This is a genomic window from Sphaerisporangium melleum (assembly GCF_014646695.1).
Classification (GTDB): Bacteria; Actinomycetota; Actinomycetes; order Streptosporangiales; family Streptosporangiaceae; genus Sphaerisporangium; species Sphaerisporangium melleum.
In genome coordinates this window covers 123788-148283 of record NZ_BMNT01000004.1, presented here as the reverse complement: position 1 = coordinate 148283, position 24496 = coordinate 123788, and the positions used below count along the sequence as shown (strand labels likewise).

The 24496-nt window shown below is 73.3% G+C and carries 18 protein-coding genes; 8 read left to right on the top strand and 10 right to left on the bottom strand.

Annotated features, from left to right (window positions below; all coding sequences use genetic code 11):
* Nucleotides 1-326: 326 nt before the first annotated feature.
* Nucleotides 327-1703: a ferredoxin reductase family protein gene (locus IEY93_RS04825; RefSeq protein WP_203968007.1), complete on the bottom strand. Its 1377-nt coding sequence runs from the start codon at nucleotides 1701-1703 to the stop codon at nucleotides 327-329.
* 148 nt (nucleotides 1704-1851) lie between these two features.
* Here IEY93_RS04825 and IEY93_RS04820 point away from each other — a divergent pair, with 148 nt between their 5' ends.
* The 3 genes from IEY93_RS04820 (at nucleotide 1852) to IEY93_RS04810 (ending at nucleotide 8495) form a co-directional block, all read left to right on the top strand.
* Nucleotides 1852-2580 (top strand): response regulator transcription factor, encoded by a 729-nt coding sequence (locus tag IEY93_RS04820; RefSeq protein ID WP_189161719.1) that lies wholly within the window; start codon nucleotides 1852-1854, stop codon nucleotides 2578-2580.
* Nucleotides 2581-2587: 7 nt separating this feature from the next.
* Nucleotides 2588-4120: a sensor histidine kinase gene (locus tag IEY93_RS04815; protein WP_229690865.1), complete on the top strand. Its 1533-nt coding sequence runs from the start codon at nucleotides 2588-2590 to the stop codon at nucleotides 4118-4120.
* A gap of 202 nt (nucleotides 4121-4322) precedes the next feature.
* Nucleotides 4323-8495 carry a carboxypeptidase regulatory-like domain-containing protein gene (locus tag IEY93_RS04810; protein ID WP_203968006.1) on the top strand — a complete coding sequence of 1391 codons (4173 nt, stop codon included), beginning with the start codon at nucleotides 4323-4325 and terminating at the stop codon, nucleotides 8493-8495.
* Nucleotides 8496-8675: 180 nt separating this feature from the next.
* Here IEY93_RS04810 and IEY93_RS04805 read toward each other — a convergent pair whose 3' ends face one another.
* The gene (locus IEY93_RS04805; protein WP_189161718.1) at nucleotides 8676-9701 is read right to left on the bottom strand and encodes a helix-turn-helix domain-containing protein; all 1026 of its coding nucleotides are present in this window, start codon (nucleotides 9699-9701) and stop codon (nucleotides 8676-8678) included.
* A gap of 469 nt (nucleotides 9702-10170) precedes the next feature.
* Between IEY93_RS04805 and IEY93_RS04800 the strand changes: the two genes are divergently transcribed.
* The gene (locus IEY93_RS04800) at nucleotides 10171-11112 is read left to right on the top strand and encodes a hypothetical protein (protein ID WP_189161717.1); all 942 of its coding nucleotides are present in this window, start codon (nucleotides 10171-10173) and stop codon (nucleotides 11110-11112) included.
* 9 nt (nucleotides 11113-11121) lie between these two features.
* Here the strand turns inward: IEY93_RS04800 and IEY93_RS04795 are convergent, their stop codons facing one another.
* From IEY93_RS04795 to IEY93_RS04780, 4 genes are all read right to left on the bottom strand, one after another.
* Entirely contained in the window at nucleotides 11122-11586 is a 465-nt protein-coding gene (locus tag IEY93_RS04795) for a deaminase (RefSeq protein WP_189161716.1), read from the bottom strand.
* Nucleotides 11579-12280: a RibD family protein gene (locus IEY93_RS04790; protein ID WP_229690864.1), complete on the bottom strand. Its 702-nt coding sequence runs from the start codon at nucleotides 12278-12280 to the stop codon at nucleotides 11579-11581. Before IEY93_RS04790 ends, IEY93_RS04795 begins: the two co-directional genes overlap by 8 nt.
* Nucleotides 12281-12751: 471 nt before the next feature.
* Nucleotides 12752-17131 carry a cation-translocating P-type ATPase gene (locus tag IEY93_RS04785; RefSeq protein ID WP_189161715.1) on the bottom strand — a complete coding sequence of 1460 codons (4380 nt, stop codon included), beginning with the start codon at nucleotides 17129-17131 and terminating at the stop codon, nucleotides 12752-12754.
* 242 nt (nucleotides 17132-17373) lie between these two features.
* Nucleotides 17374-18009 carry a hypothetical protein gene (locus IEY93_RS04780; RefSeq protein ID WP_189161714.1) on the bottom strand — a complete coding sequence of 212 codons (636 nt, stop codon included), beginning with the start codon at nucleotides 18007-18009 and terminating at the stop codon, nucleotides 17374-17376.
* A 180-nt stretch (nucleotides 18010-18189) separates the two neighbouring features.
* Here IEY93_RS04780 and IEY93_RS04775 point away from each other — a divergent pair, with 180 nt between their 5' ends.
* On the top strand, nucleotides 18190-19335 hold the full coding sequence (locus IEY93_RS04775; RefSeq protein WP_229690863.1) for a hypothetical protein: 1146 nt from the start codon (nucleotides 18190-18192) through the stop codon (nucleotides 19333-19335).
* A 117-nt stretch (nucleotides 19336-19452) separates the two neighbouring features.
* Here IEY93_RS04775 and IEY93_RS04770 read toward each other — a convergent pair whose 3' ends face one another.
* The 3 genes from IEY93_RS04770 to mca are packed head-to-tail and all read right to left on the bottom strand — an operon-like array spanning nucleotide 19453 to nucleotide 21016.
* The gene (locus tag IEY93_RS04770) at nucleotides 19453-19794 is read right to left on the bottom strand and encodes a GNAT family N-acetyltransferase (protein ID WP_189161713.1); all 342 of its coding nucleotides are present in this window, start codon (nucleotides 19792-19794) and stop codon (nucleotides 19453-19455) included.
* A 27-nt stretch (nucleotides 19795-19821) separates the two neighbouring features.
* Complete coding sequence (locus tag IEY93_RS04765) at nucleotides 19822-20100, bottom strand: hypothetical protein (RefSeq protein ID WP_189161712.1); 279 nt, start codon at nucleotides 20098-20100, stop codon at nucleotides 19822-19824.
* 34 nt (nucleotides 20101-20134) lie between these two features.
* Nucleotides 20135-21016, bottom strand: coding sequence for a mycothiol conjugate amidase Mca (mca, locus tag IEY93_RS04760; RefSeq protein WP_189161711.1), 882 nt, complete (start codon nucleotides 21014-21016; stop codon nucleotides 20135-20137).
* A gap of 180 nt (nucleotides 21017-21196) precedes the next feature.
* On the opposite strand from mca, the gene IEY93_RS04755 reads away from it, so the two are divergent.
* The 3 genes from IEY93_RS04755 to IEY93_RS04745 all read left to right on the top strand — a co-directional run bounded on the left by IEY93_RS04755 (nucleotide 21197) and on the right by IEY93_RS04745 (nucleotide 24006).
* Nucleotides 21197-21601, top strand: a complete 405-nt coding sequence (locus tag IEY93_RS04755) for a DUF4307 domain-containing protein (protein ID WP_229690862.1) — start codon at nucleotides 21197-21199, stop codon at nucleotides 21599-21601.
* Nucleotides 21602-21690: 89 nt separating this feature from the next.
* Nucleotides 21691-22191: a transcription elongation factor GreA gene (greA, locus tag IEY93_RS04750; RefSeq protein ID WP_189161709.1), complete on the top strand. Its 501-nt coding sequence runs from the start codon at nucleotides 21691-21693 to the stop codon at nucleotides 22189-22191.
* Nucleotides 22192-22512: 321 nt separating this feature from the next.
* The gene (locus IEY93_RS04745; RefSeq protein ID WP_203968005.1) at nucleotides 22513-24006 is read left to right on the top strand and encodes a C40 family peptidase; all 1494 of its coding nucleotides are present in this window, start codon (nucleotides 22513-22515) and stop codon (nucleotides 24004-24006) included.
* Between the two features lie 200 nt (nucleotides 24007-24206).
* Here IEY93_RS04745 and IEY93_RS04740 read toward each other — a convergent pair whose 3' ends face one another.
* On the bottom strand, nucleotides 24207-24401 hold the full coding sequence (locus IEY93_RS04740) for a DUF397 domain-containing protein (protein ID WP_189161708.1): 195 nt from the start codon (nucleotides 24399-24401) through the stop codon (nucleotides 24207-24209).
* Nucleotides 24402-24496: the final 95 nt, after the last annotated feature.

The window sequence follows — 24496 nt, the reverse complement described above, 5'->3', positions numbered from 1 at the left end:
CGGCGGTGACGAGCACGGCCAATATCGCTCTGCGCATGAAGATCTCTCTGGAACTCGAAGGGCTCGCAAGCCCGGAAGGACTCCTGTGGGCCCGAAGGTCGGTTCGACAGGCCCGCAGGACATGGGCGGCTCAGAAGCTTCGTAAGGCTCGGCAGGTCGGGCGGAGCCGACGTCCCGGGGACCTGCGAGACCGCTGGGGAAAGCCGGAACACCAGGTGGGACCGGCGGACCCGCCTACGTCCGTAGGTCGCCCGTGCGGTGACCGGTGGAGGACCCCATCGGAGGGACGGGAAGAGGACACGCGGCGAAGGAGAGCGGTCACGGCACTAGAACTCGAACGACTCGTGGTGGATGCGCCGCCTGTGTACTCCGGCGGCGCGCAGGGCGGCGATGACGTCACGGGTCATACCGTCCGGCCCGCACACGTAGACGTCGTGACGGGGGAGCTGCGGGACCAGCCCGCTGAGGACCTCGGGGGTGAACGGCTCACCGATCTCGGCGCGCGGGCCGACGCTGTAGTGCAGCGCCGCGCCGCGCTGGGCGGCGATCTGTTCCAGCTCGGCGCGGAACGCCAGGTCATCGGGGTTGCTCGCCCGGTAGAGCAGCGTCAGGTCGCCGGGGGCGGCGGGGATCGCCTCGAACAGGGCGCGCAGCGGGGTGATGCCCACTCCGCCGGCGATGAGCAGCACCTTGTGCCCCTTGCGCCGGGCGGGGGTGAACGCGCCGTACGGGCCCTCGGCGATCACGCGGGTGCCGGGACGCAGCCGGGTGATCTCGCGGCTGTGGTCGCCGAGGTCCTTCACGGTGATCCGCAGCACGTCGTGGCGGGGGGCCGCCGACAGTGAGTAGGGGTTGGCGGACCACCACAGGTGGCGGTTGAGGAAGCGCCACCGGAAGAACTGCCCCGGCTCGGCCCGCAACCGGTCCAGCCGCCGCCCGGTGACGTACACCGAGAAGATCCCCGGACCCTCGTGGACGACCTGGGCGACCCGGAGCCGGTGCTTCAGCGACTGCCGCACCGGGGTGAGGAACCGGTACCAGAGCAGCAGGCCCGCGACCCCGAGGTAGAGCCCGTACCAGGCGGCCTGGGCGAGCCGCGCGTCCTGGAACTCCGCGCCGGTCGCGAGCTGGTGCCCGAACGCCAGGTAGGCCGCCAGGTAGGTGTAGAAGTGCAGGTGGAACCAGGTCTCGTACCGCAGCCGGGGCCGCACCGCGCGGGCCGAGATCACGCCGACGCCGACGAGCAGCAGCACGGCCACGGTGGCCTTCAGCACGTCGGGGTAGCTCAGGTTGAGGGTGATCGTCTCGTCCACCAGCCCGGTGGCGTCGGTCACCGCGTAGCCCCAGATGATCAGCAAGGTGTGCGCGACGGCCAGCCCGACGGTGTACCGCCCGCCCATGGCGTGCCAGCGGGCCAGCCGGTCGGAGCCCACGCCGCGTTCCAGCGCGGGGACGCGTGCCATGAGGGCCAGCAGCACCACGATGGCGTACCCGGCGAGCAGTCCGGTGATCCGGCCGGCGCCGGTGAGCGCGTCGCCGAGGCCGGTGACGGCGGGGGTGTTCGCCCACCACAGGCCGAGCACGGCGAGCGCGCCCGCGCCGATGACGGCCAGTACGGCGACCGGGTGGGCGCGGGCGCCACCGGGCGGTACGGCCTGGTGCCTGCCCGGGGCGGTCGGCCTCTCGGCGTGGATGGTGGTCAACGGGGGTTCCTCTCATCCGATATGTCACCCACCGTGCCAGTTGAACTTCTCGATTCCCTCTGAAGCGGGAGCACGCCGAACGATTCATAGGATTCTCAGAGGTGGCGCAGAGCCAACGGCCGGTGAGCGGGAGGAACCTGGTAGCACTATGCGCGCGACTTCCCATGACCTGCCCGAACTGCTGCGTCCGGACGGCACTCCCGTCCGGGTTCTCGTCGTGGACGACGAGCCCGATCTCGCCGAGGTGCTGAGCGCGGTGCTGCGCTACGAGGGCTGGGAGGTGCGCACCGCCGCCGACGGCACCGCCGCGGTCGCCACGGCCCGGGAGTTCCAGCCGGACGCGGTGGTGCTCGACGTCATGCTGCCCGACTTCGACGGCCTTAAGGTGCTGCGCCGGTTGCGGGCCGAGTCGCCGCACGTGTGCGTGCTGTTCCTCACCGCCAGGGACGCCGTGGAGGACCGCATCGCCGGGATCACCGCGGGCGGCGACGACTACGTCACCAAGCCGTTCAGCCTGGAGGAGGTCCTCGCCCGGCTGCGCGGCCTGCTGCGCCGCGCCGGGGTGGCCCGCAGCGCCGAGGGGCACCGGCTGGTCGTCGGCGACCTGGTGATGGACGAGGACGCGCGGGAGGTCACCCGGGGCGGCGAGCTGGTGGAGCTGACCCCGACCGAGTTCGAGCTGCTGCGCTTCCTCATGCGCAATCCGCGCAGGGTGGTGAGCAAGGCGCAGATCCTGGACCGGGTCTGGTCCTACGACTTCGGCGGGCAGGCGCACGTCGTGGAGCTGTACATCAGCTACCTGCGCAAGAAGATCGACGCCGGGCGTCCGCCGCTGATCCACACGGTGCGTGGCGTCGGCTACGTCCTGCGCCCGTGAGCCGGCCGTGACCTCTCCGCCGCCCTCGTCTCCGCTCACGCGATCAGCGCGCTTCCGGGCCCTGCGACGCCTGCCCGGCCTGTCCCGGCCCTACGGGTTGCGCCCGTTGCGCTCCTACACCCTGCGGTCCCGGCTGGTCGCCGGGGTGCTGGTGCTGCTCGCGCTCGCCTGCGCCGTGATCGGCGTGGCCACCTCGATCGCGCTCCAGCGCTTCATGGTGGACCGGGTGGACCAGCAGCTCGCCACGGCGGGCGGACGGTTCGCGGCCAGCCTGGAGCACGAGGAGGAGTACGGCGAGCACGGCGACAGCCGGGGGCAGGCTCCCGGCACGCTGGGCGCGCGCCTGCTGGACGGCCGGGTGACCGACGCGGCCGTGGTGAGTTCGCAGCGTGGCGCGGTGCCTCCGGACCGGGGTGGCTCGGTGCTCTCCGCGGGGGACGCGGCGATCCTGGCCGCCGTACCGGTGGACGGGCAGGCCCACACGGTCGAGCTGCCGACGCTGGACGACTACCGCGTCCGGGCGTTCGAGGGCGGCGACGGGGACGTGCTGATCAACGGGCTGCCGCTGGAGGGCGTGAAGTCCACCGTGCACCGGCTGCAACTGGCGGAGCTGGTGATGTTCGCCGGCATCATGATCTTCACCGGGGTCGCCGGCACGATCTGGGTACGACTGTCGCTGCGCCCCCTCGAACGGGTGGCCGCCACCGCCCGCCGGGTCAGCACGCTCCCGCTCGCGAGCGGCGCGGTGACGCTGCCGCACCGCGTGCCCGACGAGGACCCGCGCACCGAGGTCGGCCAGGTCGGAGCGGCGTTCAACCGCATGCTCGGCCACGTCGAGGAGGCCCTGGCCGAGCGGCACGCCAGCGAGCAGCGGATGCGGACCTTCGCCGCCGACGCCAGCCACGAACTGCGCACGCCGCTCGCCACCGTGCGCGCCCACGTCGAGCTGGCCCGCCGCAACCCGGGCGAGGTGCCCGCGGAGGTGCGGCACTCCCTTGAGCGCATCGAGGCCGAGTCGGCGCGCATGGGCAAGCTCGTCGACGACCTGCTGCTGCTCGCCCGCCTGGACGCCGGCCGGCCGCTGGCCCGCGACCAGGTGGACCTCACCCGGGTGGCGATCGACGCCACCGGGGACGCCCGGGTCTCCTCCCCGGACCACAAGTGGCGGCTGGAGCTCCCGGAGCGGCCGGTCACCCTGGCCGGGGACGCCGACCGGCTGTACCAGGTCGTCGTCAACCTGCTCGGCAACGCCCGCGCGCACACCCCGCCGGGGACGACCGTGACCGTCTCGGTCCGGGACACGGGCTCCGGCCAGGCCGAACTGGCCGTCAGCGACGACGGGCCCGGCATCCCGGAGGAGATCAGGAGCGAGCTGTTCGAGCGGTTCGTCCGCGCCGACAAGGCCCGCTCGCGCGCCTCCGGCGGCAGCGGCCTGGGCCTGGCCATCGTCAAGGCCGTGGTGGCCGCCCACCACGGCTCGGTCACCGTCGACACCCGCCCCGGCCACACCACCCTCCGCGTCCTCCTCCCCACCACCTGACCGAATTGGGTTTGGAGGGGTGGCCGTAAGGGGGTGGTGAACGGGGGGCGGCGCTGGCGTGAACGCGTCACGGCAGCATCCCGCCGCTCGACGATGTTGACGCTGTTACCCCGGATGTCAGATTTTCGGCTCGGAAGATTGACGATCTCCGCTGCCCGGCCCCCGCCGGCGGCCCCCCTTGGAGAGTCAGGAGCCGTCCCCCTTGCGTACCTGGACAGGACCAGAACCACGGCCTCGGCCGGGACGGAGGAGGGGCCGCCGTCGCTCCGTCCTCCTCACGGCCGTCGTCCTGGCCGCGCTCGCGCTGACATCGGAGCCGTCGCTCGCCGCCGCGGCCACCTCGTCCGCCGCGACCGCGTCCTCCGCGGCGATCTCGGCCTCGGCCGAGCGGGCCGAGCCCACTCCCGCCGCGTCGACCTCGGCCGCGTCCGGTGCCCACTCCGCTTCGGCCGGCTCCGGCGCGGGAACCACCCCGGACGCGGACCCCACTTCCGATCCGGCTCCCTCATCGGACCGGGCCGCCGAGGCGGCCAAGGCGGCCGACGCGGCGCGGCCGCTGTGCGACGCCCCCGCCGAGGGCAGGTTCAGCTGCTTCGCGATGCGCCGGGGCCGTCCGGCCGGGGACGCCGCGCGCAAGGCCGGCGCCACTCCCGACGGGTACGGCCCGGCCGACCTGCGCAGCGCCTACGACCTGCCGGGAGACGGGGGCGCCGGGCAGACCATCGCGGTCGTGGCCGCGTTCGACGCGCCGGCCGCCGAGGCGGACCTCGCGGTCTACCGTGCCCAGTACGGCCTGCCGCCGTGCACCACGGCCAACGGCTGCTTCCGCAAGGTCGACCAGCGCGGCGGCACGGACTATCCCGAGCCCGACCCGGGCTGGGCCGGCGAGGTCGCCCTCGACCTGGACATGGTCTCCGCGATCGCCCCGCGTGCGAACCTGCTGCTCGTCGTGGCGGACAGCAACTACCCCGACGACCTGGGCACCGCCGTCGACCAGGCCGTCGCGCTGGGCGCGAGGTTCGTCAACAACTCCTACGGCACGGCGCAGGAGTACCCCGACCAGGGGACGCTCGACGTGCACTACAACCACCCGGGCGTGGCCGTCGTGGCCGCCTCCGGCGACCTGGGCTACGGCGTCTCCTACCCGGCGGCCTCGCAGTACGTGACCGCCGTCGGCGGCACGTCGCTGGTCCGGGACCAGGGCACGGCGCGCGGCTGGTCGGAGAAGGTGTGGAACTCCACCTGGAAGTCCGCAGACGGCAACGACCGCTGGGGCGCCCCCGGCTCCGGCTGTTCGCGGTACGCGGCCAAGCCCGCCTTCCAGGCCGACACCGGCTGCGCGGGGCGCACGGTCGCCGACGTCGCCGCCGTGGCCGACCCGGTGACCGGTGTCGCGGTGTACAACAGCTACTCCGACACCGGGTGGGCGGTGTACGGCGGCACCAGCGCGGCCTCCCCGATCATCACGGGCGTGTACGCGCTGGCCGGCACTCCGGTGGCCGACAGTGACGCCAACTCCTACCCCTACGCCGCCACCGGCGCGCTGTACGACGTCACCGAGGGCGACGACGCGAGCTGCCCGGCGGGGCTGTGCGGCTTCGGCACCGCGCCGGACTGCCAGCCCGCCTACCTGTGCGTGGCCGGGCAGGGCTACGACGGGCCGACCGGTCTCGGCACCCCCAAGGGCGTCGCGGCCTTCCGCGGCGGCCCGCACGGGACGATCTCCGGGATGGTCACCGACGCGGCCACCAGGAAGCCGCTGAGCGGGGTGCTGGTCCAGTACGGCGAGCACTCGGCGACCACCGGCGCGGACGGCGGCTACCGCCTGGCCCTGCCGGTGGGCACCTACCAGGCCACCATCAGCGCCTATGGGTACCAGCAGCTCACGCTCGCCGGGGTGACCCTGGCCGACGGGGCCGCGCTCACCAAGGACGCGGCGCTGCAGCCGCTGCCCGCGCAGACCGTCTCGGGCGTCGTCACCGACGGCGGCGGCCAGGGCTGGCCGCTGTACGCCAAGGTCACCGTCGAGGGGGTGCCCGGCGCGCCGGTGTACACCGACCCGGCGACCGGCCGCTACAGCCTGCGGCTGCCCAAGGACGTCACCTACACCCTCACCGTGACCGCGAACTACCCCGGCTACCTGCCGGCGACCCGGAAGGTCGCGCTCGGATCCCGGCCGGCCACCGCCGACGTCGCCGTCCCGGTGGACACCGCCAAGGCGAACGCCCCCGGGTACACGCTGAGCTACCACGGCGGCGGCCTGCAGGACTTCGACGGGCGGACGGCCCCCAGCGGCTGGACCGTCAAGGACAACATCGGCAACGGCGGCTGGGAGTTCGACGACCCGCTCGGCCGGTCCAACCAGACCGGTGGTGGCGGCGGCTTCGCCATCGTGGACGACTTCCACCACGGCTGGTCGGAGGTGGACACCGAGCTGATCAGCCCGTCCTTCGACCTGTCGGCCGAGAAGTCGCCGGTGGCGGAGTTCGACACGCACTTCCCGCCGGTGCAGCGGCTGAACGTGCCGGACGCCGACATGGACGTCAGCTTCGACGGCGGCGCGAACTGGTACACGCTGTGGCGCTCGCCGCCCAGCCTGGTCGGGCCGGAGCACGTCACCGTCTCGCTGGCACCGTTCGCCGGGAAGAAGGACGTGCGCATCCGCTTCCACTACGCGGGAAGCCTCGGCAACATCTGGGAGATCGACCGGGTCGCCGTCGGCACCCGGACCTTCGGCCCGGCGCAGGGCGGGCTGGTCGTGGGCAGGGTCACCGACGCCAACACCGGCGCGGGCCTGACCGGCGCCACCGTGTCGGCGCCCGGCGCGGCTGCCGTCACCAGCGTGGCCGCTCCGGAGGACCCGGCCCTCGGCGACGGGCTGTACTGGCTGTTCTCTCCGCGGACCGGCACACGGCGGGTCACCGCCGACAAGGCGGCCTTCCACTACCCGGCGCTGGCCGCGAACGTGAAGGTCGCCGGGCGTGGCGTCACGCGGGCCGACTTCCCGCTCAGGGCCGGCCGGCTCGCCGTCTCCCCGGCGGGGCTGTCCGCCTCCGTCCCGTGGGGTGGGGAGCGGAAGGTCACCTTCACCGTGCGCAACACCGGCACCGCGCCGGCCACGCTCGCGCTCGGCGAACGCCCCGGGCCGGACGCCGCCGCCACCGGAGCGCCGCTGAACCGGATCAAGGTGACCCGCGAGCAGATCATGCCGGAGATCGCCGGCGGGTACGGCGCGAAGGCCGGCCCCGCCGTGCCGGGCGCGGTCACCGCCACGGGCGGCGGCACCGCCTGGCAGGACGTCGCCGACCTGCCGGTGCCGGCCGGCGGCTCGGTCGCCGGGACCCACGACGGCAAGCTGTACACCGGCCTGGGCCGGACACCGGAGCAGACCACCAACTTCTCCAGCCATTTTGTGTCCTACGACCCGAAGACCGGCCGGTGGACCACGCTGCCGAGCCCGGTGTACCGGCGGGCCGACGCCGCAGGGGCGTTCATCGACGGCCGGTTCTACCTCACCTCCGGCCGCAACGCCATGGGCGGCACGGTCGAGGCGACCGAGGTCTTCGACCCCGCGACCGCCACGTGGCGCACCCTCGCCCCGAACCCCGCGCCGTTCGGCGGCTCCGGCGTCGCGGCGCTGGACGGCAGGCTGTACGTCGTCGGCGGCTGCCGGATGGCGGACGGCGGGATGGAGACCTGCGACAACCGCGACGTCATGGTGTACGACCCGGCCACCGACCGGTGGAGCAAGGCGGCGTCCTACCCCTACGGCGTGGCCCGGCTGTCCTGCGGCGGCATCGGCGGCAAGCTGTACTGCGCGGGCGGTTCCACCCGCATGGGCACCACCGTCAAGGGCTACGCCTACGACCCGGCGGCGAACGCCTGGTCGCCCATCGCCGACCTGCCGCTCGACCTGGCCGCCTCGGCGTACGCGGTGGGCGACGGCCGGCTGCTGGTCTCGACCGGCTACAGCATGGGCATCGGCGCCGTGACCAACGAGGGCTACGCCTACGACCCGGCCGCCGACGCCTGGACGGCGCTGCCGAACGCCACGACGACGGCCGCCTACGCCGTCGGCGCCCCCGGGTTCTACCTGGTCGGCGGCACGGACCTGGCGACCGGCGCGCCGAGCGCGGTGGTGCGGCGGCTGCCCGGCTACGACCGGCCGTACGCCGATGTGCCGTGGCTGTCGGCACGGGCGGGCGCGACCCGGCTGGAACCCGGGCACACCACGAAGGTCACCGTCGAACTGGCGGCCGGCCGGCGGGTGACCTCGCCGGGCACCGCGTACACGGCGGCGGTGACCGTCGGCGGCGACGTCCCGTACCCGCTGGTCACCGTGCCGGTGGAGCTGCGGGTCACCCCGCCGAAATAGCCCGGCCGTCGCCCCGGCCCGCCCGGCGCTGATCGGGCGGGCCGGAACGGCGTACGAACCGGCCGTCTCCGGGAGGACCACTCCTCTCCCGGGGACGGCCTCCCAGCGCCCTTGAGCATCGAGGCGCTCACGCACAGAGCCGCTTCCCCGAGGGGGCGGCCCGCCACGAGCGGCGCCGGTTCAGGCGCCGACGGCGTCGGGGTCCCACCAGCCGCGCCGGGCGGCGAGCACGCCGGCCTGGAAGCGGCTGGTGGCCGACAGCCGCACCATCAGTGCCTGGATCCGCCGCTGCACCGTGCGGTGGCCGATGTCGAGCTGGCGGGCGATCGCCTCGTCCGGCAAACCGAGGGCGAGCAGCGCGATGATCCGCCGTTCCTCCTCGCTCAGCGGCTCGTCCCCCTGGATGTCCGCCGCGCCCGGGGACGTGGACTGCCGGCCGTCGCCCGCGCGGCCGGGCAGGAACGGCTGCCCCTGCCGCCACAGCGTCTCGAACAGGGTGGACAGCGCGTCCAGCAGCGAGGACGGGTGCACCAGGATGCAGGAGTCGAGCACCCGCGGGGTGGCCCGCAGCGGGATCAGCCCGAGGTCGTCGTCGGCGAGGATCATCTTCATCGGCACGTCGGCGAGGACGCGCACCTCCTCCCCGGCGGCGACGCTCGCCTCCAGGTGCCGGGTCTGGCCGGGCAGGCGCAGGGTGCCGTGCTCGTGGATGAAGCGCCTGTGCACGCTGTGCTCCACGTTGACGTGCGAGGACACCCGCTCGCCGTCGATCACCCGCGCGTACGGCGGGCGGTCGATGCCCCGGATGGTCTTCTGCGCGCGGCGCAGGAGCTGCTGGCCGGCCCGGGCCACCGCGTCCGGCCCGGAGATCACCTCGATGAGCTCGGCGGCGTCGCGCCCCGAACGGGCGCTGCGGTGCCGTTCCCCCAGGTGGTGGGCGAGCGCCCGCACCCGCTTGATGTCGCGTTCCCGCGACAGCAGTAACACCTCGATCGCGGTCTCCGGCGGCAGCGCGGCGTACCGCACGGGCTGGCCGGGCACCCGGGAGATCAGCCCGCGGTCCTCCAGTCGCTGAAGGACCGCGCCGAGCAGATCACGTTCGATCGTCGTGACCCCGGCGAGCTCGTCCGCCGTGAGCGGGTTGCCGTCGATCAGCGCCAGGTACGCTTCCTCACCCCAGTGGTCGACCCCGAGAATTTCGAGCACTGTGACACCTCGCTGTGCAGGTTCGGCGGCCGCCGTCCGTGCCTCGCCCGCGGCTCGCCCCGCACGAGAGTAGACGGCGCGCCCGTCGCGGGCGGCGCCGTCTCGAAGTCTGGAAGATCGGGGGAGGGGGGCTCAGGCGGTCGAGGTGACCAGCCAGGCGATGCCGAGCAGAATCACCACCGGGATCAGCCACATCACGGCCTCGACCATGAACTCCTTGTACATGCCACGTCCTCTCGCTCGGCTTACGGGTGCTGGGGTGCCGTGAATGGCCCGCCGTGCAGCTTAACCGGACGATACGCGAGCTTCGGCCGACCCCGGAACCTTCCCCGGCCCCAGCGTGTCCCGTTGATCCCCCAGAGTGGCGGCGCCCTCTTGACGGCGGACGAAGAGCCGCTCAGAGTCAGGGAGCAGCGCACATTGATCAGCAAGCTCTCCGTCCGGTGTTCCCCCTGTTCAAGGACGTGTCATGACGCTCGCCGAATCCGCCCCCCGTGACCATCTCTCCTCCCCCGCCGAGTCGCCCGCGCACCGTGGCCGCCTGGTCTTGCTGAGCGTGCTCGCCGGCGCGGTCCTCGCCTCCCTCTGGTCGTTCCACTTCGTGGACAGCGTGATCGGTGACAACGTGGCCAACACGCTGCTCGGCCACGACGCCAAGGCCACCGCGATCAGCAGCGCGGTGGCCGGCGCGGTCTTCGCGTTCGTCTCCGGCCTGGCCGGCACGTTCACCGCGTGCAACGTGGCGGCCTTCGGCGCGGTGGTGCCGCTCGTCCGGCACGGCGCCTCCTGGCGCGACAGGGTGGGCGCGACCCTGCGCCCGCTCGGCTGGCTCGCGCTCGGCATGATCGTGGTCAGCGCCGTGTACGGGGCGATCGGCGCCCTGCTCGGGGAACGGCTGCCGCAACTGTCGGACGCGACCGTGGGCGACGGGCTGCCGGTGCGGCTGCTGCAGGCCAGCGTGGTCTTCGGGATCATCGGCCTGGTGTTCGTCTGGCTGGGCCTGGCCGCGCTGCGGCTGGTGCCCGACCCGCTGGCCGCTCTGGAGCACCGCGTGCCGCACGCGCGCCTGGTCGTGCTCGGCGCGCTGGTGGGCGGCTTTCTCATCGGCCGGCCGTTCCCGCTGTTCCACAAGCTGTTCACCTACGCCGCCGAGACGCACAACCCCCTGTACGGTGCCGGGGTCTTCGTCCTGCAGTCGCTGGGCAACATCGTGGTGATGGCGCTGCTGTTCACCCTGCTCACCGTGGCCTTCCGCGGCGGGTTCGCCCGCTGGCTCGCGGCCAGGCCGGCCCGCCTGGTCACCATCACCGCGGTGTCGTTCCTGGTCGCCGGGGCGTTCACCGTCCTGTACTGGGACGTGCGCCTGCCGGCGATGTTCGGCTACGGGTGGTACCCGGTCGTCGGCTGGTGAGCCGGCCGGTCAGCGGAACAGGTGAGCGTTGACCTCCCGGACGGCGGCGGCCAGCTCGGGGATCTCGACGACCTCCACCCCGGCCTCGCGCAGGGTCTCGGCGCCGACGCAGTCGACGAACACGCCGGGCTCGCGCCAGGCGAACACCACGCGCGGCACGCCGGCCGCGATGATCAGCTCGGTGCAGCTGCGCGGACGGGACGCCCGCGTGCTGCACGGCTCCAGCGAGCTGTAGAGGGTCGCCGAGGCGAGCCGCGGGTCGCCCGGGTCGATCTTGGCCAGGGCGGCCTCCTCGGCGTGGTCGTGCGGGCCGGTCTCCCTGGAGTGGCCGGTGGCGAGCACGGTGCCGTCGCCGGCCACGATGACGGCGCCCACGGCGAACGCGGTGGTCGAGACCGGGCACGCGGCGGCGAGCGCGACGGCCTGCGCGAGCCACCGCCGGTCGGCCTCGGGCGAGGAGGCGTGGTCAGGCATGGAGCCGCTCCGGCGGAAGGTAGCGCAGCAGGACGACGTCGCCGATCGGCCGGGCCTCGGCGAGGCGCATGGGCGCGGCCGGCCCGTACGGGAAGTCGCCCGGGCCGGCGAAGCGGGGAGCGGCCGGGTCGCCGACGAAGAACGGGGCGATCACCAGGTGCAGCTCGTCGACCAGGCCGGCGGCCAGGAACAGCGTGTGCACGGCGGTGCCGCCCTCGACCATGAGCCGGCGTACGCCACGCGCCGCCAGGTCGGCCAGCACCCGGTGCGGGTCGAGCGGGTCACCGGCCCCGACGACCGTGGCGCGGCCGGTCAGGGTCGCGCGGGTCCGTTCGACGGCGGGGCCGGCCGCGTACACGATCTTCTCGACGTCGCCGAGCCTGAAGAAGCGCGCCTCGGGGTCCAAGTCGCCGCGGCCGGTCAGGGTGACCTTCAGCGGGGTCTCCGACAGCCCGCGCCGCACCCGCTCCGCGCGGCGGGCGGGGGAGCGGACGACGAGCCGGGGATCGTCCGCGCGGATGGTGCCCGCGCCGACCAGGATGGCGTCGCACCCGGCGCGCACCTCGTCCACGCGGTCGAAGTCGGCCTCGTTGGACAGGGCCAGCGGCCGGTCGGAGACATCGTCGATGAAGCCGTCGATCGACGTCGCGACCGACAGCAGCACATAGGGCCGCTCTCGCACCGGAACCTCCACGGGTCAATCATGGCGCGATCCGGCCACGCGTGCGCCCGGCCGTCCCCGGCGGCGGACCGCTCCCCGCGTTCCCGGCACGGCCGGTCCGGCGGGTGGAGCACCCGGTAAGACCCGTGCGGGGCGTGGCCCGGGCATGACGGGACCGCCGGAGGTGTGGACCGTCGTCCGGCGGTGCGCCGGGTGACGTGGAACGGCGGCCGGCCGGAGGGCCGGTTGACGCCGGTGCGGGCGGCCTGTGGTCAGGCGGCCTCGGGCATGGCCTTCTCGACCCAGGTCTGGACCAGGCGGATGACCAGGGCCTCGACCAGGATCACGGCTGCCTTGGCGAGTACAGCGGCAAGGAAGTTGTACACCGGAACCTCACAGAAAGGGGCTACGACTGCTTTATACATGAAAAGCCATGTATGTAGCCATATGTCCGTCTGCGAGTGTACGACAGGTGAACAGTTGATGACCGCGCTCCCGCGCTGATCAGAGCGCTTCCGCCACCGCCCCTCCCACCGTGCCGCTCTCGCGGTCGGCGGGTTCGAGCAGCCGGGCGGCCACCGCGGCGGCGGCCCCGCACGCCAGGCCGATGCCCCACCCCAGCGGGCCCACCGGCCGGCAGCCGAACACCCGGCTGACGCCAGGCGTGGAGACCGCGACGAAGAGCAGCGCCATCGACGCCGCCGTGGCCAGGAAGACCGTGCGATCCCGCCCGCCGACGGCGAGCGTCTGCCCGAGCTGCGCCGACACCAGCCCGATGAGGCCCACCGTGTCGGCCCGCCCCTGAGTGCCGGTGGCCCGCGCGAACAGCCAGGACGCGCCGGCCGCGGCCGCAGTGGTCGCGGCGCGGGCGTAGATGTCGCGGGTCAGGGCCGCGCCGAGCGACGCCTCCGGCCCCTCCTGCAGCAGCCGCTCCGGGCTGGTCGAGCTCGGCGGCCGGACGGCGATCGCCAGTGCGGGCAGCATGTCGGTCAGCAGGTTCACCAGCAGCAACTGCCGCGCGTTCAGGGTGTTGCGCCCGGTGAGCAGGTTCGACCCGACGGTGAAGGCGATCTCGCCGAGGTTGCCGCCGAGCAGGATGCCCAGCGCGCCGCGTACCGAACTCCACATCGCCCGGCCCTCGACGATGGCCTCCACGATCGTCTCGATGCGGTCGTCGGTCACCACCACGTCGGCGGCGGCGCGCGCGGCCGCCGTGGCTCGCGAGCCGAGCGCCACGCCGACGTCCGCCAGCCGGATGGCCGGGGCGTCGTTGGCGCCGTCGCCGGTGACCGCCACCACCTTGCCCGCCTTCTGCAGGCCCTCGACGATCCGCGCCTTGTGCGCCGGGGTGACCCGGGCGAAGATCGATACTTCGGGCAGCACCTCGGCGAGCGAGGAGTCGTCGATCTGGTCCAGCTCCGGGCCGGTCATGACGCGCAGGCCGTTGAGCAGGTGCAGCTCGGCGCCGATGGCCTCCGCCGTGCTCGGATGGTCGCCGGTGACCATGACGACCCGCACGCCGGCGCGGGTCAGCCGGTCCACGCTCCGTGCGGCGGTCGGCCGCACCGGGTCGGCCAGTCCCAGAAAGCCCAGGAAGCACAGGTCGGCGATGCGCGACTCGGCGAGGTCGCGGCGGTCGGAGGCCCGGCGTTCTGCCACGGCCAGTACGCGGTAGCCCTGCTGGGCGAGCTGGTCGATCTCCTTGGCCAGTTCGGCGGCCACGTCATGGTCCAGCGGCGTCACCTCCCCGTCGCCGCACCACGTCGTGCACCGGGTGAGCACCACCTCGGGCGCGCCCTTCACGCTGAGCAGGTGGGAGCCGCCCTGCGGGTCGGTCGCGCCGAGCACGGCGTGGTAGCCCCGGGCGGGCTCGAAGGGCAGCTCGTCCACCCGCCGCCAGAAGTCCAGGCCCTCGGACGGCCGGACCCCGGCCCGTCCGGCGCCCTCCAGCACCGCGCGGTCGGTCAGGTGCGGGACGAGCCGCTCGTTCTCCACCTGCGGTCCCGCGCGCAGGGCCGCCGCCAGGATGCGCCGGAAGTCCGCGGGCAGGGCCTCCACCGGGTGCTCGACCCGCCCGTTGGAGATCCGGCCGAGGGTGATGTGCCCGGCGGTGAGGGTGCCGGTCTTGTCGAAGCACAGCACGTCCACCCGGCCGAGCGCCTCGATCGTCGAAGGGTTGCGCACCAGCGTCTCCCGGGTCGACAACCGGCGGGCCGCGGCCAGCTCGGCGACCGTGGCGATGAACGGCAGCCCCTCCGGCACGGCGGCCACGGCCAGGCTCACCGCAGGGGCCACGGCGGCGGCCAGCGGCATGCGGCGCAGCAGGTTCATCGCCATCAGCGCCACGCCCGACCCCAGGGCCACCGGCATGATCTGGCGGCTCAGCCGGCGCAGCCGCAGCTCCACGCCGGTGGGCGGCGCCTCCCGGCCGCCCAGCTCGGCGGTGCGCCCGGCCTCGGTCCCGGTGCCGGTGGACACCACGACGGCCAGGCAGTTGCCGGCCGCCACGGTGGTGCCCTGGTAGACCATGGAGGTGCGGTCGGCCACGGCCAGCGCCGCGGTGGGCGCCGGCGACTTGGCGACGAGCTGCGACTCGCCGGTCAGCGGCGACTCGTCCACCTCCAGGCCGCGCGCCTTGATCAGCCGGCAGTCCGCGGGCACGGCGTCGCCCGCCCGCAGCTCGATCACGTCTCCCCGCACCAGGTCGTCGGCCGTGGCGTCCACCGCGCCCTCCGGGCGGCGCAGCCGCACCGGGACGGCGGTGGCGTCGGTCAGCCGGGTCAGTGCCCGGTCGGCGTCGGTCCGCTGCGCGCCGCCGATCAGGCCGTTCACGCCGAGCACCCCGGCGATCAGGGCGGCGTCCAGCGCCGACCCCACGGCGGCCGACAGGCCCGCGGCGGCGGCGAGGATCGGGGTCAGCGGGTTGGCGAGCTCCTCGATCGTGGCGCGCACCAAGGACGGGGCGACGACGACCCGCTTGCGGGCCGGCCCGCTGCGGCGGCGCTCGGCCTCGGCCGCCGACAGGCCGGCCGGGGTGGAGGACACCCTGGTCAGGACGTCCTGCACCGGCAGGGCGTGCCAGGGGGTGCGGTCGACCCGCAGGGGCAGCCGGCCGCGCGCGATGTTGCGGCCCGACCAGATGCCCATCACCAGGGTGGCGAGCGCGGTGCAGTCACCGACGAGCTGGACGCGGGGCACCGAGCCGGTGGCCGGGCCGAGCACGGCGAGCGCGGTGCCGAGCGCCGCGCCACCGGCGGAGACCTTCACGCTGCGCATGCTGGCCCTCCTGGCCACCGCCAGGGAGCGCAGCAGCAGGTGGACCACCTCCGGTCCGCCGAGCACGTCCGCGTCCCAGGGCGGACGGGCCCGCTGGGACAGCACGCCGATGCCGAGGTCGGCCTCGGCGAGCCCCGCGCGCGACCGGCCGCTCACCAGGGCGACGCCGTGCCCCTGCGCCTGCAGCCTGCGGACGGACTCGGCCAGGTGGTCGCCGCCCTCGACGCGCCGCGCCACCCCGAGCCGCATCGGCAGGCCGGTGTCACCCCCGGCGATGACGGTCTCGCACCCGCAGGCCGCGCCGATCAGCGCCTCGGCGTACGGGTGGGTCTCGGGCACCACGCCGGCCACGGCGACCGGCCTGCCCTGGTAGGTGACGGTGACCGGGAGCACGCCCTTGTCGGGCCAGTGGGCGGCCTCGGCGGGGGCCGACGGGGCGGGCTCGGCGGCCCAGTCGCCCTGCTCCCGCCGGGTGGTGGCGTCCGCGCCCTCCAGCAGCGTGTAGACGCGGGCGTGCAACTCGTCGGCGTCCACGCCGGCGTCATGGTCGAGCGTGATCACCTCGCTGACGGTCCAGGACGGCATCGTCAGCGTGTCGGCGTCGAAGACCACGGTGTCGACGCGGTCCATGCCGCGTACCGCCTCCCGGTGCACGATGAGGCCGCCGCGGCCGGCGACCGCCCGGCCGACCGAGCTCGCGAACACGTCCCGGCCGAGCCGCGCCGCTCTCGGCGTCTGCCCGATCAGCATGGCCAGGGCCCGCTCCTGGTCCCGGCTGATCAGGGCGGTCACGCCGTAGGAGGCCAGGGCGCCCACGCTGAGCCCGTCGGCGTACCGCTCGATCGGGCCGTAGGGCAGCGGGACGGGGCGCGCGGTGACCGCGGCCCTCAGATGGCGGTACGTACCCTTCTGGGTGGCGAACTCCGCTTCCCTGGCCTGCCAGGCCCGCCGCCCGGTCGTCGCCTCGGCCAGCCGGCCGGCCGCCGACAGCGAGTCGATGAACAGGCCGATCGGGCGCAGGGCGAGCGTCAGCGCGGTGAAACGCGTGTAGGCGAAGATCAGGTCGGCGGTCGGACGTCCGACGCGGCGCTCCAGTTCGTGCCGGACGCGTGGCGTGGACTCCACGAGCCCGAGCAGGGCGGGCAGCACCGCGGGCACCCGGGCGACGTGCGTCACCTGGCCCGCCACCGCCGCCCCGGCGCCGAACAGTCCCGCGCCGAGCTCCATCAGCGCGCGGGCCTGGTGCTCCACCGCGTGCCGGCCGGTGCGGCCCCGGTCACCGTCGGCGGGCTCGGGCTCGACGTCGTACTCGTTGACCACGTCGAGCAGTTCGCGGACGGCGGTGACCTCGCGGTCGCAGCCGACGTAGACGAAGCCGAGCGCGCCGTTCACCTCGGCGCGGGTCACGCCCGCGACCTGGCCCAGGCGCTCCTCCAGCAGTCGCGTCTCGCGGGCGCTCCCGGCTGCGCCGACCTTGCGGACCTCGATGCGCAACCCGCCGGGGCAGTCGTGCACCTGCCGGGGAAAAGGCAGGGCGGCGCGTACCGACTCCGGCAGCAGCGACGCCACCAGCCCGGCGGGACCCCTCAGCGTACGAAGCAGGAACACCAACGCCTCCAGCGGACCTTCGCCCCAACACACGGATCAGGCCGCCAGATAGTGCGGCCTGATCGATCGTCGGTAAGTATGCCCAGGTCAGCGCGTTGAATCCTGTCTGAGACGCTTCATGACCCCTTGATGAGACGCCTCCGCGTCCCGCTTTGCGCGCACGTCCCGGCATCCCCGCCGGTGACGCCGGCCGACCGTGCGCGCCCAACGGACCTGCACGGCCACCGGTCCGGGGCGACGGGTCAGCCGGTCTCCGGCTGCTTCTGGGCGGCTGCGCCGGCACGCGACGCGGTGGTGCCGGCCCGTGAGGCGGCGGTGCGAGCCCGTGAGGTGGTGGTGCCGGTCCGTGAGGTGCTGGTGCCGGCCCGGGAGGCGGTCGTCCTGGACGTGCGGCCCGTGGTGGCGGTCGTACGCGTCCGGGAGGGCCGCGTGGCCCGCGGGGTCTCGGTTTCCTCACCGGCCTGACCCGGCATCTCCATGCGGCCCGCGCGTCCCCGCTGCATGCCGCCTTCCTGCTGCATGCCGCCCATGCCCCGCCGGCCACCGGCGGCGCGGGTCGCGATGACGGTTCCGATGCCGACCGCGACGGCGATCGGCCACTCGATCATCCCGAGGGCCGCGAGCGCGCCGAGGCCGCCGTAGTACAGCAGGCGGTCCGGCGGTGGAAGGAAGGTCTTGGCCGTTTCCATCGCCCGGCCCATCTCCTGCTCCCGCTGCGGCGACATGCGCGCCATGCCGGGCATCCGCGGCATCCGCGGCATGTGCGGGCGGTGGACGTGCAGGCTGACGACGGGGGTGTCCAGCTGTATGAGATCACCGTTGGACTCGGACGTCGATGGTATGCCACGGCGTTCTCGCGACGTCTGGCTCACGGTCATGGGCCCTCCTCGGCTCAGGTCTCCTCTTTTGACCTTTTGCCCAGGTCAGCCGAGATAACTAGGGCTTTTCATCCTCTGACCACGTTTTTAGGGTCGCCTTCCGATCGCCGCCCAGCACGGCCTGCCCCCGGGCCCGGTCGTGCTGTCGCCTTCGGGCGCGGGGGCGTAGGCTCACGGGACGTGACCGTCGATATGGACTTCGTCAGCGAACACGCAGGCAGACCCCCGGCCCGCCTCACCCGGCGGGACGTCGCCCGGGCGCTGCTCGCCGTCCCGAGCGGCCAGGCCCTGGTGGCCGTCCCCGATCTCCGCCGCGCGATGTTCGCCGCCGGTAACCCGCTGTCGGCCGCGTTCTGGGACTCGGTGAAGGCCACGCTCGCCGCCATCGAGAACGGCGTGGCGACGGTCGGCGACGTGCAGCGATGGCTGGAGGCCACCGGCACCGAGCCCATTCTGATCACCCGCGACTACTTCGTCTGGCCCGAGGAGGGCGAGCGCGGCCCGGTCGCGACCGAGCTGTACGAGCTGCTGGTCGCCCACCTGGAGGAGCGCGTCGAGAGCGGCGAGATCGACCCCGACCGGCTGGTGGCCGGCGACTCGGCGGCCCGCGAGGTCTACGAGCGCATCCAGGACCGCTGGCTGGCCACGCCGCTGCCCGACGGCCGGGTGCCCGGCGCCGCGGTCAGCGACGAGCTCGACCAGGAGCTGTTCGCGAGCTGGGACGAGGAGGAGGCCTTCGCGCTCAGCGAGCTGCGCCGGGTGCTGGCCGACCTTCCCGAGCCGTCGCTGCCCTCCGCGGAGCTCGCCGCCGCCGCCGGACGGCTGCGCGCGCTGCTGACCGAGCCGGGGTACCCCGGCAACGTGCTGCGGGCCTGCGCGGGCCTGGACGGCGAGCCGCTGCCCGAGGACGACACCGAGCTGTGGCTGACCGTCGCGGCCGGCGTGGCCTCCCCGGTCTCCGACCTGCAGGACGAGGACGAGCACCAGTTCTGGGACCTTGAAGGCGAGCTGAGCCAGGAGGACGCCGCGCTCGCCGCCCTGTGCACCATCCACCACGCCGACTGGCTCGCCACCGTGGCCGCCCTCGCCCGGCGCGGCCCCGGGGTGCTGGCCTCGCCCGAGCGCATCGCCCGGCTGGTCGCCGAGTCCGACGACATCGACGTGGACATGGACGATCCCGAAGATCTGGAGACCACCGAGTCGCTGTTCACGTCGGTGACCCCGCTCTGGCGGGAGCTCGGCATCGTCGACGACCACACCGTGCTCACCGCGCTCGGCTGGTGGGGCCTGCCGAAGGCCCTGGAACGGGCGTGGTCCCCCGAGTGAGCGGCCACGGCCGGTGACCGATCAGCCGGGCGCCGGCGCGGGCCGTGAAGACCTGCGGATGTGGCGTCTCCACCACATCCGGAGGCCTTGCTGGTACACCCGGCCGGGGCGCGGCCTTCAGTGGGCGGCGGGCCCGGCGGTCTCGGCCGACTGGGCGGGGTCGGCCGACGCCGCCTTGGCCACCAGGTCGCCGTACTCGGGGTGGCGCTCGATGTAGCGCGCGACGAACGGGCATAGCGGCACCACGGCGCGGCCCGCGGCGCGGGTGGCGTCCAGCGCGTCCCGGATCAGCCGGCTGGCGAGCCCCTGCCCCTCGAACTCGGGGGCGATCTCGGTGTGCGTGAAGACCGTCTTGCCGGGCTTCTGGCGGTATTCGGCGAAACCGGCGAGCGTGCCGCCCACAGTGATCTCGAAACGGGCGGCGGCGGGGTTGTCGGCGACCTCGACGGTCTCGGTCATGTGTGCTTCCTCTCGCGGGCGGGGCGGTCAGCGGGACCCGTCGGCCCGCGGCTCGGACGAGGTGTCGGGCGCGGCGGCCGAGGTCGAGCCGGCGTGGCCGGCCTTCTCCCGCTCCGCCTTCCGCAGCTCGGCCTCGTGCGGAACCTGGATCTTCGAGATCTGCTTGTTCATCGACTTCACCAGGAAGTACAACGCGAGACCGATCGCGGCCACGACCAGGAAGCCGATGAGACCGGGACCGATCGGGGCGGCCGCGGCCGCGGCCCCCTGTGCGGCGGCGGCTACGTGTGCGGCGAATTCAGTCACACGTCAAGTCTGCCACCAGGGGGCCGCACCTCTCTCAGCGGTTGGCGTGCGAGACCTCTGCGGCGGGGACGCACTGCTCGGCGCCGATGCCCGCGAACAGGTCGCTCTCGGGAAGCTCGGTGTCGACCAGCGATCGGGCCAGGTGGTAGTCCTCGGTCGGCCAGATCTCCTGCTGCAGGCCGGTCGGGCAGACGAACCAGAAGCCGTCCGGGTCGACCTGGGTGGCGTGGGCGAGCAGCGCCTGGTCGCGGGTCTCGAAGTGGTCGCCGCACGGCACCCGCGTGGTGACCTCCCACTTCTGCGGGCGGTCCTCCCAGCGGGCGATCCAGTCGCCGTACGGGGAGCCGATGCCGCGCTCGGTCATGGCCTGGTGCAGGGCCTCGAACCGCTCCCGCGTGAACCCCATGTGGTAGTACAGCTTGAGCGGCTGCCAGGGCTCGCCGAGGCCCACGTACCGGTCGGGGTCGCCCGCCGCCTCGAACGCCTCCACCGACACCTTGTTGGTCATGATGTGGTCGGGGTGCGGGTAGCCGCCGTCGTCGTCATAGGTCAAGATGACGTGCGGCCGGAACTCGCGCATGGCCGCGACCAGGGGCGCGGCGGCCACCTCCAGCGGCTGCACGGCGAAACACCCCTCGGGCAACGGCTCGGTCTCGTCGTCCGGCAAACCCGAGTCCACGAAGCCGAGGAACCTCTGGCTCACGCCGAGGATCTCGCGGGCCCGCTCCATCTCCTGGCGGCGCACCTCGGTGATGTTCTCCAGGATGTCCGGCAAGTCCATCTTGGGGTTCAAGATCGAGCCCCGCTCCCCGCCCGTGCAGGTGCAGACGAGCACTTCGACGCCCTCCGCGACGTAGCGCGCCATCGTGGCGGCGCCCTTGCTCGACTCGTCGTCGGGGTGTGCGTGAACGGCCATCAATCTGAGTGGTGCACTCACGGCTCGGTTCTCCTCAAGTGTCCAGGCCGGGACTCCCCCGGAGGGCTGGTTCCGGGGGCGGCGCGTAGAGCGGAGCCTCCGCAGGGGACAATTGTCTCGTGCAACGACAAGGGACCGCTGGGAGATTCCACCATGACCGATAGACGTGTCGGTCCGCACGTGGACCAGCCGATCCTGGGGACCCCAGACTCGTTTCCGGAGCGTTCCGCCAGATCCGGGCGTGTCGGACGGACCATTGCGTTCGTCGTCATCGGGATCTTTATCGCGATCGCCATGGGCGGCTGGGGCTACGTCATGATGGCCGCGAAGGGAAATACGGACGTCCTCACGATCGCTTTCACCGTGGACGGGCCGAACTCGATCACGATAACCTTCCAGGCTCACAAGCCCGCCGACCGCACGGCCGTGTGCCGGCTGCGCGCCACCGACGTGGATCACGTCGAGGTCGGCACGCGGGACGTCACGATCCCGCCCGGGGAGGAGGACGTCCGGCTGACCGAGCGGGTGGACACCACCGCCCGCGCCACTTCGGGCCACGTGCAGCACTGCTATCTCGTACAATGAGACTTTTGGGAAAGCGTCCGCCCGGGTTAATTTGTTACTCTCCCGGAATTCGGACGCTCGCAACTCGCACGAGTACGCAAGGAGAACCCGTGGTCGACTCCCGCGAAGAGAACGTCGCCTGGCTGACGCAGGAGGCGTACGACCGCCTGAAGGCGGAGTTTGAGTATCTCTCGGGGCCCGGGCGTGTCGACATCGCCAAGAAGATCGAAGCCGCCCGCGAAGAAGGCGACCTCCGGGAGAACGGCGGCTACCACGCCGCCAAGGAGGAGCAGGGCAAGATGGAGGGCCGCATCCTCCAGCTTCGGCAGCTTCTCGACAACGCGCGGGTGGGCGAGGCCCCCCGAGCCGAAGGCATCGTCGGCCCCGGCATGACCGTCACCATCCGGTTCGCCGGCGACGATGACGAGGTCACGTTCCTGCTCGCCTCCCGTGAGGAGAGCGGCGCCCCGATCGATGTCTACTCGCCGCGCTCCCCGCTGGGCGCCGCGATCAACGGCAAGAAGATCGGCGAGAAGGCCACCTACACCATGCCGAACGGCCGGACGAACACCGTCGAGATCCTCGAGGCCGTTCCCTACATCGGCAACTAGCCGCCCACGTCCAGCGGCTCCCGCACCAGGGGGTCGGCCGGCGAACCCGGTACGCCCCGATCCGCCGGAGCCCTGCTCCGGCGGATCAGTCATGCCGGCACATGTCGTGCGTTCGGCGAACTGTGCGTGGTTCGGCGGACAACGGGCGTGGAGTTCGCGACAATCGGTCACTGACGGACGAGTCACTCGTGAACCGCCCGAATCTCCTGGACGTTACGGCGGACATAGGGCACGCTCGTTGAGGCTCCACGGCCGGGAGCCACGGTGCTCGGCGGCGACCTGACAGGCGACGGCCAAGAGAAGGCGAAAAGGGGTTACAAGGTGCTCGATCGGCGACCGCGTGGTTCGACCGCCGTCCGAGACAGCCTCACCCGCGGCGTGGACGCCGTCCAGGGCTTCCTGACCGGGGCGCTCACCGAGGTCCGCGAGGACCTCAGCTACCACCCCGGCATCCCGCGTCCGCGCCGCGCCCGGCGCCACCGCGTGCTGCCGAGGCTGCGGCGCCGCACGGTCGCCGCCATCGCCACCGGCCTGGTCGCCGTGCTGGCCACCGACCTGATGGTCCTCGGCGAGCTGGACAAGCGGACCGAGCAGGCCGCCCTGGCACAGCGCGGCACGGGGTACGTCCCGGCCGCCCGCGACCTCGCCGTCCACCGCGACATCCGCCCCACGTCCGGCTCTTCCGGCTCTTCCGGCTCTTCCGGCTCTTCCGGCCCTTCCGGCCCTTCCGGCCCTTCCGGCCCTTCCGGCCCTTCCGGTACGCAGGGCGCCGGTCCCGCGACGGCGGGCGGCGCCACGGCCGCCGACCCCCCGGCCACGACCACCCACGCCCAGGTGGCGCCGCTGGCCGCGCTGCGCAAGCCCCACCTGTTCGTCGTCGCGCCCCGCTCGCTGACCGCCTCCGCCGTGCACCGGGTGCGCGGCAGCAAGGGCGTCGCCTCCGCCGAGGTCGTGGACGCCGCCGACGTCATGATGGACGGCAAGCGCGTGCAGACCATGGGCGTCAACCCCTCGACCTTCCGCCCCTACACCCCGCGCGCCACCGCCCGCTCCGACGCCCTGTGGAACAGCGTGGCCGCCGGAGACGTCGCGGTCTCCTTCATCCTCGGCAACGACGGCGGCGTCAAGCTGGGCTCCACGGTGAACGGCGGCGCCCGCAGCCTGCGCGTCGGCGCGTACGCGACCATGGGCATGGGCATGATCAACGCGGTCGTCTCCCGGGACACCGCCCGCGCGCTCGGCATTCCGCGCGACAACGCCCTGGTCGTCAGCGCGCCCGGCGCCGACCCGGCCGCGCTGCGCCTGCGGCTGCTCAAGGTGCTGCCCAAGGGCAGTCAGATCGTGCTGATCAACCCCGTGCTCACCCCGCCCGCGCAGTCCCGGACGACCACCACCACCTGGCCGTCCGGCTCGTTCATGACCGCCGACCAGATCCGGGTCGCGCTGACCGCCGCCGCGAGCAAGCTCGGCCGCCCGTACGTCTGGGGCGCCGAAGGGCCCGACACCTTCGACTGCTCGGGCCTGGTGCAGTGGGCGTTCGCCCAGGCGGGCGTGACCATGCCGCGGGTCACCCACCAGCAGTGGGTCACCGGGCCGCAGATCTCCCTGGCTCAGGCCCAGCCCGGTGACCTGCTGTTCTGGCGCAGCGACCCGACCAACCCCGGGTACATCTCGCACGTGGCGATCTTCTGGGGCGACGGCAAGATGCTCCAGGCCCCCCGCACCGGCGACGTCGTGAAGATCTCCCCGATCTCCACCCGCAACCTCGCCGGCGTCGTCCGCGTAAGCCCCCCCGTAGCCGCCAAGGTCCGCTGACCCCTACCCGGCCCAGAGCGAGACGGCTGAAATCACCCCCGGACGCCCGCCGACCCGCGAGCAGGGCAGGATCTCGTACACGTCTGTACACGCACACATCTGCGGATGGGCGGCGGGCACCCTCTTGGCAGGCCCGGAGTCGGGCATCCTCGCCCTCGGACTCGCCCCCGCCGCCCTGCTCACACGTTGGTCACTGCCTGTTACCGCCTGAGAGTCGGGTGCGCCTCGACTCCCCGGATGAACGCCCGCCACGCCTCCGTGCCGCAGCGAAGAACAGGCTCGGTGGGCCGCTTGCTGTCCCGTACGGCCACACCCTCGGCAAGAGGAGCGACTTCCACACAGTCGCCGCCGTTGCCGCTGCTGTAGGAGGACTTGCGCCAGTTCAGCGCGTTCATTCGTAGCCTCCGATACCTAGCCGTTGGTGAGTTGGGCGCTCTTGAGGCTCGTGATGAAGGTGCGCCACTCGCTCTCGGAGAAGTGGAGCATGGGC

Excerpts from the sequence above, each read along its gene's own strand:
- IEY93_RS04820 (WP_189161719.1), top strand. The coding sequence starts at position 1,852 with ATGCGCGCGACTTCCCATGACCTGCCCGAACTGCTGCGTCCGGACGGC.
- IEY93_RS04800 (WP_189161717.1), top strand. The coding sequence starts at position 10,171 with ATGACGCTCGCCGAATCCGCCCCCCGTGACCATCTCTCCTCCCCCGCC.
- IEY93_RS04795 (WP_189161716.1), bottom strand. The coding sequence starts at position 11,586 with ATGCCTGACCACGCCTCCTCGCCCGAGGCCGACCGGCGGTGGCTCGCG.
- IEY93_RS04780 (WP_189161714.1), bottom strand. The coding sequence starts at position 18,009 with ATGACCGTGAGCCAGACGTCGCGAGAACGCCGTGGCATACCATCGACG.
- IEY93_RS04770 (WP_189161713.1), bottom strand. The coding sequence starts at position 19,794 with ATGACCGAGACCGTCGAGGTCGCCGACAACCCCGCCGCCGCCCGTTTC.
- mca (WP_189161711.1), bottom strand. The coding sequence starts at position 21,016 with ATGGCCGTTCACGCACACCCCGACGACGAGTCGAGCAAGGGCGCCGCC.
- IEY93_RS04740 (WP_189161708.1), bottom strand. The coding sequence starts at position 24,401 with ATGAACGCGCTGAACTGGCGCAAGTCCTCCTACAGCAGCGGCAACGGC.